Below are 13659 nucleotides of genomic sequence, written 5' to 3' on the forward strand. Positions count from 1 at the left end.
CTCTCCTTTTCTAAAAGATACCAATCCATGAACCAGCAATCCCAAAAATAGCTAATCCAATCAAAATCATCAATGGTTTGACTTCTTTTTTCAATAAATAAAAGACTGCTCCAAAGGCACCTAAACTTAAAATATGAGGAACGATATCATCAAAAATACTTTGAACCGTGACAGCATTTTCACCTGTTCCGATTTTCAAAGGAATATTGATATCGATCATCGTCGCAGTCATCCCGCCAACTACCATCAATCCAATGATTGAAGCACCTAACGTTAAACTTTCCATCATTCCGTTTGCTTGGATTTTCTTTAAAAATCCAGTACCTAGTCGATAGCCCCAACTTGTTGCCAAGTAACGAAACAAAACATGAGGGATATTGAAAATCAAAAGGAATAAAATTGGTCCTAAAATATTTCCTTGTAGTGCTAGTGAAGTCCCAACACCCGTCGCGATCAAACGCAACGTTCCCCAAAAGAATGAATCGCCTAACCCTGCTAAAGGTCCCATCAGTGAGGTCTTGATACTATCGATAGCTGTTACATCAAATTCTGGGTCATTTTTATTTTCTTCTTCCATCGCTGCATTGATCCCTAAGATCAGGGTCACGATATGTGGTGTCGTGTTAAAAAACTCTAAATGGCGTTTAAGCGCCGCTGACATTTCTTCTTTGGTATGATAGAGCTTTTTCAAGATGGGAATAATGGCAAAGACATAGGCCATATTCATCTGTCTTTCATAGTTCCATGAAAATTCCATTTGAAATGAGCGCCAAAAGACCTGATTCAATTCTTTTTTGGTCACTTTGTGTTCTTCTTGATTAGAAGTCTTCATCCTCTTCTACCTCCCCTGCTGAAGTTTGAACGGATACTTGACGTACGTTCATGATATTGACGACAATGACGGCTAAGATCGCCCCAAAGATGGCAATACCTGTTACTGGAATCTCTAAGTAAGCTGCTACAGCAAAGCCTAAAAAGAAATAAGGTGCTACTTTTTTATTGATCAATAAACGTGCCAGCATGGCAAATCCAAGTGCTGGAATCAACCCAGTTGCAACGGTCAAGCCGTTTTGCACAAAATCTGGTATTTTCGCTAAGAGATTCCCGATCGTTTGACTTCCGACTAAATAAGAAATCATGACTACCAGACCAAGCATCAATGACAAGCCGAAACCAGCTAATAAGTGCATGTGTTCGACCCCTTTATAATTCCCATCCTCCGCATAACGATCTGCTCTGTGGTTCATGATCGGAATCAATAGTCCTAAATAAACATTTTTAAAAATAAGGGTAAGTGTCGCAATTGGTAAACCTAATAGTAATGCTGTTTCTGTTCCTGCTCCTGCAGTAATGGCAAATGCAGTTCCTAAGATTCCACCGGTCACAACGTCTGGTGGAATCGATGCTCCAACTGAAAATGAACCAATAAAAGCTAATTCCAAAGTTGCTCCCATAATAATACCTGTTTTTACATCTCCCAAAACAATCCCTGTAAATAATCCCGTTACGATCGGACGAGAAAGCAGGGAAGTTCCTAACGCATACTCTGATTGCGCAATAAAGGCAACCAGACCTAAAAGAATTGCTTGTAGGATCATCTTTTATTCTTCCTTTCTCATAAGACTTCCTTTGCTGCTATTTTTTTATCTGCTGGTACTTGACGAATTTCTACTTCTATCCCATCAGCGATCATTTGTTCCAACAATTTTTCTTCTTCAGGTAATACGTTGACCGCTTTACCTAGACTCCGCGTTCCTTCCTTTGCTTTAATCCCACCTAAATTGATTTGCTTGATCTGTGGACAAGCTTTTGCTAATTGATACGCATCTCTCACAGACTCTACTACGATAAATAGTTTATATTTATCCGTTACGCCACTTTGTAATGCAGCGATCGAATCTTCAATCGATTTGATCACTAGTTTCACTCCTTGTGGCTTTGCCAACTTAATGGTTGTTTTGCGTATTTCATTGTTTGGCACATCATCATTTGCGATCAAAATACAATCTGCCCCAATTGATTGTGTCCAAGAAAAAGCGACTTGACCATGCAATAAACGATGGTCGACTCTTGTTAAAATAATCATTTCCAATCCCTCCTAAAATTCTTCTTCTTCCATTTTTTTTTCGATACTTTCATTACAAAATTGGATCATTTCTTTTGAATCATTCAATACCTGATGGATCAATTCAACGATTGAATCAGCTGTCTCAATTTTTGTGGCAATCTCGATCAACAATGGCAGATTCAAACCAGCAATCAAGTAGATATTCGGTCGGTTAATGTACTGCAAAAATTCATTGTTTACACTGCCACCAAATAAGTCAGTGATGATGATCAACTCTTGCCCTTGATGATCGTTGATCAATTGCTGCACTGATTTTGCTAAATCAAACGTTTCAGTTCCATAGCAATCTAACGCTAGGATCGAATGCGTTTTACCAAAAATAAGTTCCAAAGAATCTAAAATCCCTGAAGCAAAACGTCCATGGGAGGCTAGAATAATTGTTCTTTCCATGTTTCCACCTCTTTCTTACTCTCACTACAAATAAAGCAAGATACGTGCCAACATAGTGGCGGTATCTTGCTTACGATTAAAATTCTTCTTCTGAGCCTATTTTATCCTCTACATTTTCGAGAATATCATAAATATAAGCGACTTCTGATGGTGGGATCGTGACACTATAATGTTCTTCGATGACACTAAATGCTTCTTTGATTCGATCCAAGGTTTCTTTTTGACACTGTAACAACTGTTCTTGACCATGGTAACTTTCAATCGGGATCTGCCTGATCAATCGCTCGATCAAACAACTGACATGGACAAAAAGGGCGATCTTTTGTGGCGTCGTGATGTTCTTATCAAAACGCATCTCCAATTCACGCATAAACAACTCGATTTCTGTCATCACTTTTTCTGTATCAAGGATCGTCACCGACTCCAGTACTTTTTCTAATGAAAAATTTCGGACAAATTGCTGATCAAAGTTAGCTTGTTCTTTCAATGAAAAAATAGGAGCCAGCCATTGAACAAGTTCATCCATTTTCTCTCCTGAAATCAATGACTCTAACGAAAGATATGGCATCGTGTCGATTTGAGGATTCGTTGTCCCAATGATGCCAATCACATCGTACATCGAAAAAACCGATTCCGTTAATTTTCTTTGTGTTAATACTTGGTATTCATAAGGGATGATTTTAAGTGCGCTGTTTGCTGGTAAACTTTTTTCAAGTAGTTCACTCATATGGACAGCCGTTCCGATCCCCGTCATGCAAGTGATCAGTAATGCTTTTTGTTTATTTTTTTGAGGGTAAATGATCGTCCACTCTGCTTCCAAGGAGGCCACCGCTTCCTTGACGATTTCTTCCAGATCAGTCATTTTTTGCATTTTTTCTCCAATACTGATAACTAATGGTGTTGTCACATTATTCAAAATAACGATTGGGGCAAAGACCTGATCTTTGAATAGTTGATGGATTTCTTTTAGCGAGCCCATATCAACTAAAATGATCAGTCCATTAGAGATATCATGACGATTACTGTAATCGATCATTTCATCCGCAATTTGTTGGGGTGTCACATCTAAGGGCATATCAAAGGATTCAAACAGATCATTTCCCAACAGTCGATTAGCGACGTTTGCCATACTACTAGCGGTAGCATAACCATGAGCAGCAATGATTGCTTTAGGCACACTTTGTTCTTTTGTCCATTTCGTCCGTCTCAAATAGATCGTTAATAAAATATGATCTAATAAAGTAACTTCTAAATCTAACTTAGCTTGTGTCAATTCCAAGATCCGATGGGCGTAGTGATAGTTTGCTGGATACATTAGTTCTAACTGGCGGTCTAGTTCCTTGATCAATTGTTCGATTTCTCCATCTTCTGGTAACCACTTTACTGTGCTTCTTTGATAGAGATAATAACTTAGCGCATATACGCTGTTACCATCAAACTTGATCTGATAGGCACTTTCCATTTGTTTTAGCGTTTCTCGAATGGAGTGCAACCAGTAGACTAGTAGTTCATGTTTTTCTTGGCGACTCGTTTCAAAGAGTAAAAAATCAAATAAATAAACGACTTCTTCTTTTAATTTTTCCTCACAGTTACTTACTGTTGCGCCATTTTTCTTAAAGGTCAATAATAGTTGTTCAAAGCAGCGGATCATTCGCTCCTGTTCTGGTTGTCTTTTTTCAACCAAATGAGCTAATTCTTTTTTCTCAGTGATCCACACAGCTGATTGGGCTGGGCTGTCTTGATGGGGAACCTTCAAAAGATATCTTTGTAAATGTTGGAGTTTGATCGATAGGCTCTCTTCCTCTTTTTGTTCAGCGAATGCTTTGGCTACAGCTACTTTTACGCTATTTTTCAATTCACCGATGTTGCCTGAAAAACTTTGGTTCGTCAATAATGATAGCACTTGACCACTCACTTTCATTGGACGCTCGATTTTTCTTTGTTCATTTAAGAAAAAAGAATAAATCAGCTCCAATCGTTCTTCTTTTCCACGAGCACGTAAAGAAGGCAGATCAATCTTAAAAGGAATCCGACGCATAAAAGTGGGCAGAAAATGTTTGGTGACTTCTTCAGTCGTAGCAAAGAAGAGCCGAACATCGACTTTTTTCCCCTGATTCGTTTCTCCCATTCGATAAATAATCCCTTGATCCAGATACGTAAACAATTTTTCTTGTCCTTCAGGGCTAAGTCGATGAACTTCATCTAAAAATAATAATCCCCCATCGGCTGCCTCAAAAGCGCCAACCTTATCTTGTGTCGCACCGGTGTATGCTCCACTGACATATCCAAATAAATTACTCGTCAACAATTCTGGATTGTCGGCATATTGAGCACAATTCAACGTCACGAAAGGCGCATTTTCTGGTAAGAGATCATGTTCTAAACAGTATTGATAAACGATATTGACTAAGAAGCTTTTCCCTGTACCACTTTCTCCAGTTAATAACACAGGTAGCCCACCATCTGGATAAAAAAGAGCTGTTTTGATTTGTTCAATGCTTTCTTTCAGGCTTGCTTCGTGACCGATCACTAAAGAAAAAAGATCTTTACTTCTTGAAAAAATAGGCTGTTCAGCCCTAATTTCTTCAGTTGAGGCATAATACGTTTTACTTAAAGCAAAAAATTGCTGTTCAAAAGCCATTTTATGAAAGTAATAGACCGGACGAGAATTGATCTTAACCAAAATGCCAGCTTCATTTAATTGATTAAGATAATGACTGACCGTATTACGTTTCACTTTAAAGTATGCTGCTAAATATTTCGCTGTAAAAACATCACTTAATTGTGCTAAATCGATAAATGCCGTTTGATTTTCTAAATAATCTTGGATTTCTTCTTTTAACATTCTCTCACCTCTTCTCCATCATAGGAAACGCATTCATTTTGTCAATAGCTATTTTTATCTAAAAAGAAGGAGAAACAAACGAGATTCGTCAATGACTTTTTTTGCTAATTCACTTCAAAGTTTCATTTATGAAAAGGCTTATTCACTTTTCATTCTAAATTTCATAAGATACAATGTGAGAGTACCTACTTATACATAGGAAAGTACTCGTTTAAGAAAAAGGGTCATCAATGTAAAATAGACAGAAATTTCTTTCAACTGACTCCCCTTTCTCTTAAATCCGTGCCTACCGTTTAAGTAGCTAAGAAAGAAATTCGAGAAAATTTATTTGGCTTTTTCTTAAAAATTCTCTTAGCTAATGGTAAATATATTTTAGGAGGAATCATATGATTCAGTTATTGCGTTATGCAAAAGATTACCGTAAACAAATCATTCTGGGTCCCGTTTTTAAATTCTTAGAAGCTGTCTTTGAATTGATTTTGCCATTATTGATGGCCTCATTGATTGATAACGGTCTAAAGATGAATGATCGTGGTGTGATCATCCAAATGGGGATCTGGATGGTCGTGATGTCAGTTGTTGGATTGATTTGTGCGATCATTTGTCAATATTATGCTTCAATAGCTTCACAAGGATTTGGTACTGAGCTTAGAAATCAACTAATCAAGAAAATCAATTCCTTTTCACATAGTGAATTAAATCATTTTGGTACAGATACATTGATCACTCGAATGACGAACGACATCAACCAACTCCAATTAGCATTAGCCATGGTAATCCGTTTATTGATCCGTGCGCCATTTCTAAGTATCGGTTCAGTCGTCATGGCCTTTGTGATTGACTGGGAAATCGGCTTGTTTTTCTTAGCTATCCTACCGATTTTTTCAATCATTTTATACTTTATCATCAAAAAAACAATTCCACTGTACCAAAAAGTCCAAGAAAAACTGGATCGTTTAAATGAAACGGTTAGTCAAAATCTAAGCGGTGTTCGTGTAATTCGGGCATTCTCCCGCACAAAAACAGAAATTGATACTTTTGATGAGGACACCGATGAATTAGCTAAAAACTATTTACGTGTTTCAAACATCTCAGCTCTCTTATCACCGGCTACCACATTGATCATGAATATCGGTATTATTTGTTTATTGACTGTTGGTGGGATCAAAGTCAATATCGGACATTTACAACAAGGTCAAGTCCTTGCGTTGATCAATTACATGAATCAAATGTTACTGGCATTGATCGTCGTATCTAACCTGGTCGTTATCTTTACCCGGGCCGAAGCTTCAGGTAATCGGGTCAAAGAAGTCCTAGAAACTGACATTACACTGACAGATGCAGAAGATGCCTTGACACCGAATTTCCAATCCGAAAATATCGTTCAATTTGAACATGTCGACTTTCGTTATACTGAAAAATCAGGATTATCTTTACAAGACATTACTTTTGCTTTGAAACGAAACACGGTTTTGGGGATCATTGGACCAACCGGTAGCGGAAAAACAACTTTAACTCAATTGATTCCACGTTTCTATGACGTCAGCGCAGGTTCCGTCGCTTTTGATGACGTGGATGTTCGCTCATGGAAACTTGATCCTTTAAGAAGCCAAATCTCACAAGTTCCTCAAACCGCTGTTCTATTCACTGGAACCATCCGTGAAAACCTTCAATGGGGAAAAGAAGATGCCACAGATGAAAAATGTTGGGAAGCTCTTAGAATTGCTCAAGCAGAAGATTTTGTTCGACAACTTCCTAAAGGATTAGAAACAAAGGTAATGGAAAACGGAAAAAACTTTTCTGGCGGTCAAAAACAACGGCTAACGATTGCACGTGCGTTAATTGCCAAACCTGAATTATTGATTTTAGATGATTCTTTAAGCGCGTTAGATTATCAAACCGATCTTAACTTAAGAAAAGCATTACAAACCTCATTAGATACGACAGTCATTATTATTTCTCAACGAATCCGCTCGATTCAAGAAGCACATAAGATCCTCGTGATGGATCAAGGAAAGATCGTTGCGCAAGGGAAACATGAAGATTTATTGAAGGATTCCGTTGAGTATCGCGAAATCGTCGCATCACAGGAGGAAGAATAAGATGAAAACAAAAAAATTATCCTGGAAAACCCTCAAACGATTCGTTCCTTACCTTACAGCCTATTCAAAAGATATCTGGTTTGCGATCCTTTTAGGGATCATCAACGGGATCGCTACTGTGGTAATGACTTTACAGATTGGTCAAAGTATTGACCAAATGATCGGCGCAGGTCAAGTTCGATTTGCTCAATTGTTCCACCTCTTATTATTATTTGGAGGGATCGTATTGATCAACGTGATCAGTCAATGGCTAATCCAAGTCTTAAGTAATCGCTTGGCTTATCTTTCCGTAGCAAAATTAAGAAAAGATGCCTTTGCACGTTTGAATAAATTACCGCTTCGTTACTATGATCAAAATTCACACGGGAATATCGTTAGTCGTTTTACCAACGATATGGATAATATTTCCATTGCGATCTCTGCGGCGTTTAACCAAATGTTTGCCGGCGTGGCTATCATCGTCTTGTCTTTTATATTTATGTTACGCCTTAGCCCGTTATTGACACTCGTCGTGATTTGCTCCACACCGATCATTTTTCTTGTGAGTTGGATCGTTGCCCGTGCATCACAAAACGACTTTGACAATCAACAAAAGATTATCGGGAATATCTCTGGCTTTGTTACCGAACGGATTGGGAATCAAAAAATCGTCAAAGCCTTTCAACAAGAAGAAATGAATCAACGACAATTCCAAGCATTGAACACTGATCTTTATCAAAAAGGACAACGTGCCCAATTTTCTTCTTCTTTGACGAATCCGTCTTCTCGTTTTGTGGATCACTTAGCTTATCTTTCGATTGGATTAGTTGGTGGTTTACTAGCATTAAGAAGTGGCTCAGCCATTACAGTCGGTGTGATCTCTAGTTTCACGATCTATTCTAGTCAGTTTTCTAAACCGTTTATTGAACTTTCTGGAATCACGACACAGATCCAAACCGCTTTTTCTGGATTAGAACGTGCCTTTGAACTCATCGATCAACCCGAAGAAACGCCAGATGAACCTAATGCTTATGCGTTGAATCCAGCAACAATCAAAGGTGAAGTAGCGTTCAATCATGTATCCTTTTCTTATGAACCAAGTCAACGATTGATCGAAAATTTCAGTTTTGTTGCTAAACCAGGGCAAACGATTGCGATTGTAGGTAAGACTGGTGCTGGTAAATCCACGTTAGTTAACCTGTTGATGCGTTTTTATGATGCGACAGGTGGAACCATTACGATCGACGGGTATGATATTCGAGATATCCAAAGAGATAGCTTGCGAAAAAGCTTTGGTATGGTTTTACAAGATACTTGGCTCTTTGACAGTACGTTAAAAGAAAATCTACAGTATGGCAATCCAGATGCTAGTGATGAAGAAATCAATCAAGCACTCAAAGCTTCGTATATGTATGAATTTGTGGAACGCTTGCCTGAAAAGTTAGCAACAAAAATCGGCGGACAAGGTCTGAAAATCTCTGACGGACAAAGACAATTGTTAACGATCGCCCGTACAATGATCAGCAACCCTCCCATGTTGATCCTAGATGAAGCAACTAGTTCAGTCGATACTTTGACGGAAAAGAAAATTCAAGATGCCTTTTTAACAATGATGGAAGGCAAAACGAGCTTTGTGATTGCCCACCGTTTATCGACAATCAAAAATGCCGATCAAATCTTAGTCATGGAGCAAGGCGCCATCGTTGAGATGGGTACCCACGATGAATTACTACAAAAAGACGGGTACTATCATCAACTATATCAAGCGCAGTTTACTAAAAATAGTTAACTCAATCAAAAAGTAGTTGTAATAAATCAGTGTAACTGTCCCTCAAGAGCTAGTTTTTCACTAACTTTTGTGGGACAGTTATTATTTTATTAGAGAAAAGCATTAAAAGAACCTATTCATTCACTCCTAAAACATGAACAACGTCTTTGCGACATGACTCACTTTATATGTAAATGGTTATCAAAACTATACTTCTTCATAAAAAAACAAAAGCAAAACATTTCATCCCTAGCTCATCTTTAAATAGCTTAGCTGCCCAAAACTTCCTTACTACCAACGGTTTTTATTCTATAATTGAAGGTAAAAGAGAAAGACCATAAAGTCTCTCATATTTTTTTAAAGCTAAAAGAAACTCCTCTTCAAGTTGAGTTGCACCAATTAACCTAATCCCCATAAAAAAATCTGTTAATTGCTTAGGATTAGCTGTACGCTCGACCAAGCTATTCAGTAGCAAATCGTCAAACCTTTCGTGTACCTCTGTTTTTTGTGGTGTCACTAGTCTACCTCGAACCATCTTTAATTTTTCTAGATATTCTTTTGAATAGCCGCTTTCTTTTCTTTCTAGCATTAAAAGAAAGAGAACATGATACAACGTGCAAAGTGAAGAGAGAAAATTTTCGTTATCACCCATTCTTTCTACTTTCGAAGCTTGCATTTGAATAAATTCTGTTGTAAAAAGAAAAGCCAGTGAAGTAAATGTGACTATTTCAAAACGACCATATTCTGCTACTTTTTCTAGATGGTTCATGATCGCTTTGATATAAACCTTATCATGTAGGGTAAACTTTCTTTCATCATTCGGTAGTAAATGCCATTGATAGCCTTTAGCTATTAGATAATTCCGCTTATCAACAATGCTTTTTGTTTTTTTGATATCTAATTCTAAATTTCTTAATCGGTCGTCAATTGGTAACTGGACATCTTCCAATTGACTAAGTAGCTGATTTAACTTTTGTCTTGGATGATTTCCGTTTATTTTATTTAAATAAAATAAACATTCGTCTAACTCAATGTTCATCTTTTTTAAAAAAGCTAATAAAGGAATCAATGGAATCTGATTTTTACCACTTTCGTATTTTACTAAAGATTCTCTAGAAGTTATTTTATGTGCTAACTCTTTTTGAGATAACCCCCTTTCCTTTCGAAATTTACGTAGTAATTCATGAATTTCCATTCGTCGTTCACTTCCTTTTTTAAATTCAATGTGACTATTGATACCATATAAAATAATTTACTCGTTTTCATTCTATACTATGGATACAAGTAATAAAAGCGCTTTAAATAATAGTAAAGGAGAAAATATCAGGAGATTTGTGAATATAGTTATTTGGTGATTATGTTTTATTCACTAAATTGTTATAAAGTGCTTATTTTTACTGCAAAGTACAAAAAAGAAATGTTATGTAAGAATTCACACGACTAAGAGTAACTATTTTTTACTTAAACTGGATCATCGAAAGGAATTAAAAAAATATGTTAAAAAAACAAATTCATTATAAGTCTTATTGCTGTTATAACTCTAGCTTCCTTTATCATTCCTAACTTTTCTATGATTGTCAATGCAGAGATGATTCAAGAGACTGACTATGTGCCAATGACACAAACGATTAGTACCTATTTTGAAAGTAATCCAGTGACGGTTCCTGGTATAAATTCGAAAGAAGCTACATCAATCGTTAAAAATATGGTCATTTTGTCTGAAACAGCAAAAGAAATTAGCTCGAAAGAAAAAAACAAACTAATGGACGTATTTTCATCTAAACTTGACTCTACTATTCAATTACATGTTTCAGAAAAATATTTAACATTGGACAATGCTACAGCGTTACAAATTATAAGTGAAAATGGAGAAAATAAAGATTATTATTCATTGACTGTACCAATCACAAATGAACACTATAATCTATTCAGCAGTGTTACGGTAATCTTTGATATGATGTACAACATTAAGGGAGTCCAAGAATCTTTGATCACTCAATCAGAAAAAGATACTTTCGAGATTAGAACATTTTCCAATGGCGAAGAAATGACTCACCAAATTCTTGAAGATAAATTTATACCAAATAATGAATTGAAAAAACAGTTACAAGAAGTTCAAAGGGAGTTTCTTCATTTGAAGCAAGCCCGTGGAATGGCTGAAAAAGCAGCCTGTCTAGCAATTGTTTTAGGAATAAGCCGTGCAGTTGCTAACATCATTGCCCCTACATGTGCTGCTGCTTGTCTTGCAGTTCCATTAGTATGTGCTGCTTGTATAACAGGTTTTGTCGCTCTTGCTGGTGGTGCCATCGGTGGAGTAGTCGCATGTTTTAAATTATAAACTGGTTGTGTTTATGATAAATATTAATCCAAAAAAATTGATGTGTTTCATTTTAATTATTTGTAGTTTACCTACTATTTTATATGTCTATACTCAAATGGCAACATCTAAAGAGGGTTTATATGAAGTGGATAGTATTTCTTTAGAAAAAATAATGAATGGAAAGGATACTTTATTTGTTTATGTAGGGAGACCTACATGCCCCCAATGTAAAGAATTTGAGCCTATTTTGCGAAAAGTACTAAACAACCAGCACCAATCTATGGGATATTATAATACAGATCACGCTCGTAAAGAGAATGAGGATAAGTTGGAAATAATGGCTGACAGCTTAGGAATTAATTCTATCCCGGCCATAATAAAAATTGTGGATGGGAAAGTTATTGATCGAATAATTGGCCTAAAAAATGAAAAAGCAATCGAGGAGTTTATCCTAAATGGCTAAAAAGAATTGGTACAAAGAATTGTTAAAGATATCACTGTGTATAAATATTATTATGACACTTTTCCCTAATTTTAGATCTGGAAGTGCTATTTTCTACTTCAATCTTCAAATTGGGCTTGCCTATTACTATCTTTCATTAACAAAGCCCTCTAAAAGTGTCACAATCCTTTTGACCATCATCAGTAGTATTCTAGGTGGTATGGCCATATATCATCTCTTTCAATCGTTGTTCACTATTTTATAGAAATAAACGTCTCCTTTTTTACAATAAATAAGCAAAAGAAGCAACCTTCTGGGATGGGAAGGTTGCTTCTTTGGTTTCTGAGTTGACTATTTTGCGTAAAGAGTCATACTTCTTAAAATCTTTTTGTATGGAATACTACGTCCGACGTAATACATCGCAATGGTTTGAATAGGAATCCAAACGACTGTTTTTAATAACCTTGGTGCCCAGACGATCCAACTAAATAATGGAACGTGATACATCATCGCTAGCCACAAAGGAGTCAATAGCAAATTAAGGATCAGCGTGACCGAAAGTGTAGCTAATAGCGAATTTTTCCAAGTAATCTCTTTTCGATAAAAAAAGAAACCATAAATTGCTCCTTCAATAAAGGCATTCAAAGTAAAACCAATGAAGAAAGCTGTTTTTGAAAATAACGCCATTCCTACTAAGTCAGCTAATACACCCCCAATTCCAGACCAAAACGGGCCAAATAAAATCCCCATGATCATTTGTGGAATAAATGTGACACTGATCTTCACAAAAGGGGTTTCGATCGATACCAAACGGGATAAAGTGACCATCAAAGCAATCAACAATCCCATGATAGCGATCATGCGTGCGTCTAACCGATTTTTCTTCATTTCTTAGCATCTCCTTTAAGAGCTGCTACATCCTACATGCAGCGAATGCGAAAATAAAACCGCAAACAACTTGTCCTTCGTCAAAGAGGCAACATCCCATCCTCTCAGCACTTAACGCTTTATTTTCTACTCTGTTTATTTTTGGGAAGTCATTCCCAGCAAAACTATAGCATAGATCACACACGACTGTAAATAAAAAAAACATACATTCCCGAATAAAAAGTAATTCATGTTCGTGAAAAATCACACATTCAACGAACATAAATGGACGATCAATAGCAAATAACGAATTTTATTCCAGAGACAACGGTCGATTTTCTAACTCATGAACTACAGTACGGAAATCCAGAAAGCCAGCTTCTAGTCCTCGCAACAGTACTTCTGCTGTTCCAATATTGGTCGCTAAAGGAATTTCGTAAACATCCGATAAGCGGATCAGTGCAGTCACATCCGGTTCATGAGGCTGTGCAGCCAACGGATCTCGCAGAAAAATCACGAGGTCTAATTGATCTTCTGAGATCATTGCACCAATTTGTTGGTCACCACCTAAAGGACCGGATTTAAAGCGATGGACTTTTAAGCCAGTTGCTTCGGTGATTTTACCACCTGTTGTCCCAGTTGCGAATAATTCATGTTTTTCCAGGATTGCCTTATAGGCGGTTGTCAACTTGATCATCAAGGGCTTTTTGCGGTCATGAGCAATTAAAGCAATTTTCATATTGATCATCCTTTCCTCTCTCAACATCTTGTTCCTACTCTATTCTACCTCAAGGTGTAGCATATTGCCCAAAAAGACA

The 13659-nt window shown here is 36.9% G+C and carries 12 protein-coding genes and 1 riboswitch; of the genes, 4 read left to right on the forward strand and 8 right to left on the reverse strand.

Going from position 1 to position 13659, the window contains the following annotated elements; genetic code table 11:
• Positions 1-10 precede the first annotated feature (10 nt).
• The 5 genes from IGK91_RS10075 to IGK91_RS10095 all read right to left on the reverse strand — a co-directional run bounded on the left by IGK91_RS10075 (position 11) and on the right by IGK91_RS10095 (position 5363).
• On the reverse strand, positions 11-832 hold the full coding sequence (locus IGK91_RS10075) for a PTS system mannose/fructose/sorbose family transporter subunit IID (protein WP_010737178.1): 822 nt from the start codon (positions 830-832) through the stop codon (positions 11-13).
• The gene (locus IGK91_RS10080; protein WP_081123357.1) at positions 819-1598 is read right to left on the reverse strand and encodes a PTS mannose/fructose/sorbose/N-acetylgalactosamine transporter subunit IIC; all 780 of its coding nucleotides are present in this window, start codon (positions 1596-1598) and stop codon (positions 819-821) included. The genes IGK91_RS10075 and IGK91_RS10080 overlap by 14 nt, the downstream gene beginning before the upstream one ends.
• Before the next feature lie 17 nt (positions 1599-1615).
• Positions 1616-2086: a PTS sugar transporter subunit IIB gene (locus IGK91_RS10085; protein WP_010737177.1), complete on the reverse strand. Its 471-nt coding sequence runs from the start codon at positions 2084-2086 to the stop codon at positions 1616-1618.
• Positions 2087-2098: 12 nt separating this feature from the next.
• Positions 2099-2518, reverse strand: coding sequence for a PTS sugar transporter subunit IIA (locus IGK91_RS10090; protein ID WP_010720759.1), 420 nt, complete (start codon positions 2516-2518; stop codon positions 2099-2101).
• 76 nt (positions 2519-2594) lie between these two features.
• Positions 2595-5363, reverse strand: a complete 2769-nt coding sequence (locus IGK91_RS10095; RefSeq protein WP_010737176.1) for a sigma 54-interacting transcriptional regulator — start codon at positions 5361-5363, stop codon at positions 2595-2597.
• Positions 5364-5749: 386 nt separating this feature from the next.
• On the opposite strand from IGK91_RS10095, the gene IGK91_RS10100 reads away from it, so the two are divergent.
• Together IGK91_RS10100 and IGK91_RS10105 are read left to right on the forward strand one after the other, a co-directional pair.
• A complete protein-coding gene (locus IGK91_RS10100; protein WP_081129601.1) occupies positions 5750-7465 on the forward strand; it encodes an ABC transporter ATP-binding protein in 1716 nt (571 codons plus the stop codon).
• Position 7466: 1 nt separating this feature from the next.
• Positions 7467-9233: an ABC transporter ATP-binding protein gene (locus IGK91_RS10105; RefSeq protein ID WP_010737174.1), complete on the forward strand. Its 1767-nt coding sequence runs from the start codon at positions 7467-7469 to the stop codon at positions 9231-9233.
• A 283-nt stretch (positions 9234-9516) separates the two neighbouring features.
• Here the strand turns inward: IGK91_RS10105 and IGK91_RS10110 are convergent, their stop codons facing one another.
• Positions 9517-10407 carry a helix-turn-helix domain-containing protein gene (locus IGK91_RS10110; protein ID WP_010737173.1) on the reverse strand — a complete coding sequence of 297 codons (891 nt, stop codon included), beginning with the start codon at positions 10405-10407 and terminating at the stop codon, positions 9517-9519.
• A gap of 420 nt (positions 10408-10827) precedes the next feature.
• Between IGK91_RS10110 and IGK91_RS10115 the strand changes: the two genes are divergently transcribed.
• Both IGK91_RS10115 and IGK91_RS10120 read left to right on the forward strand, forming a co-directional pair.
• Positions 10828-11550 carry a hypothetical protein gene (locus IGK91_RS10115; protein WP_228012216.1) on the forward strand — a complete coding sequence of 241 codons (723 nt, stop codon included), beginning with the start codon at positions 10828-10830 and terminating at the stop codon, positions 11548-11550.
• 13 nt (positions 11551-11563) lie between these two features.
• Positions 11564-11995, forward strand: a complete 432-nt coding sequence (locus IGK91_RS10120) for a thioredoxin family protein (protein WP_010737171.1) — start codon at positions 11564-11566, stop codon at positions 11993-11995.
• Positions 11996-12325: 330 nt separating this feature from the next.
• Here the strand turns inward: IGK91_RS10120 and IGK91_RS10125 are convergent, their stop codons facing one another.
• Positions 12326-12862, reverse strand: a complete 537-nt coding sequence (locus tag IGK91_RS10125) for a folate family ECF transporter S component (protein WP_181934391.1) — start codon at positions 12860-12862, stop codon at positions 12326-12328.
• 37 nt (positions 12863-12899) lie between these two features.
• A riboswitch (THF riboswitch) is annotated at positions 12900-12998 on the reverse strand.
• 156 nt (positions 12999-13154) lie between these two features.
• On the reverse strand, positions 13155-13580 hold the full coding sequence (gene mgsA, locus IGK91_RS10130) for a methylglyoxal synthase (protein ID WP_014834468.1): 426 nt from the start codon (positions 13578-13580) through the stop codon (positions 13155-13157).
• Positions 13581-13659: the final 79 nt, after the last annotated feature.

Origin of the sequence: Enterococcus sp. DIV1208, from assembly GCF_050530455.1 — a bacterium.
Taxonomy (GTDB): domain Bacteria; phylum Bacillota; class Bacilli; order Lactobacillales; family Enterococcaceae; genus Enterococcus_B; species Enterococcus_B hirae.

Bases quoted from the DNA above. Each gene is read 5' to 3' on its own strand.
- IGK91_RS10075 (WP_010737178.1), bottom strand. From the start codon at position 832: ATGAAGACTTCTAATCAAGAAGAACACAAAGTGACCAAAAAAGAATTG.
- IGK91_RS10080 (WP_081123357.1), bottom strand. From the start codon at position 1,598: ATGATCCTACAAGCAATTCTTTTAGGTCTGGTTGCCTTTATTGCGCAA.
- IGK91_RS10085 (WP_010737177.1), bottom strand. From the start codon at position 2,086: ATGATTATTTTAACAAGAGTCGACCATCGTTTATTGCATGGTCAAGTC.
- IGK91_RS10090 (WP_010720759.1), bottom strand. From the start codon at position 2,518: ATGGAAAGAACAATTATTCTAGCCTCCCATGGACGTTTTGCTTCAGGG.
- IGK91_RS10095 (WP_010737176.1), bottom strand. From the start codon at position 5,363: ATGTTAAAAGAAGAAATCCAAGATTATTTAGAAAATCAAACGGCATTT.
- IGK91_RS10100 (WP_081129601.1), top strand. From the start codon at position 5,750: ATGATTCAGTTATTGCGTTATGCAAAAGATTACCGTAAACAAATCATT.
- IGK91_RS10105 (WP_010737174.1), top strand. From the start codon at position 7,467: ATGAAAACAAAAAAATTATCCTGGAAAACCCTCAAACGATTCGTTCCT.
- IGK91_RS10110 (WP_010737173.1), bottom strand. From the start codon at position 10,407: ATGGAAATTCATGAATTACTACGTAAATTTCGAAAGGAAAGGGGGTTA.
- IGK91_RS10115 (WP_228012216.1), top strand. From the start codon at position 10,828: ATGACACAAACGATTAGTACCTATTTTGAAAGTAATCCAGTGACGGTT.
- IGK91_RS10120 (WP_010737171.1), top strand. From the start codon at position 11,564: ATGATAAATATTAATCCAAAAAAATTGATGTGTTTCATTTTAATTATT.
- IGK91_RS10125 (WP_181934391.1), bottom strand. From the start codon at position 12,862: ATGAAGAAAAATCGGTTAGACGCACGCATGATCGCTATCATGGGATTG.
- mgsA (WP_014834468.1), bottom strand. From the start codon at position 13,580: ATGAAAATTGCTTTAATTGCTCATGACCGCAAAAAGCCCTTGATGATC.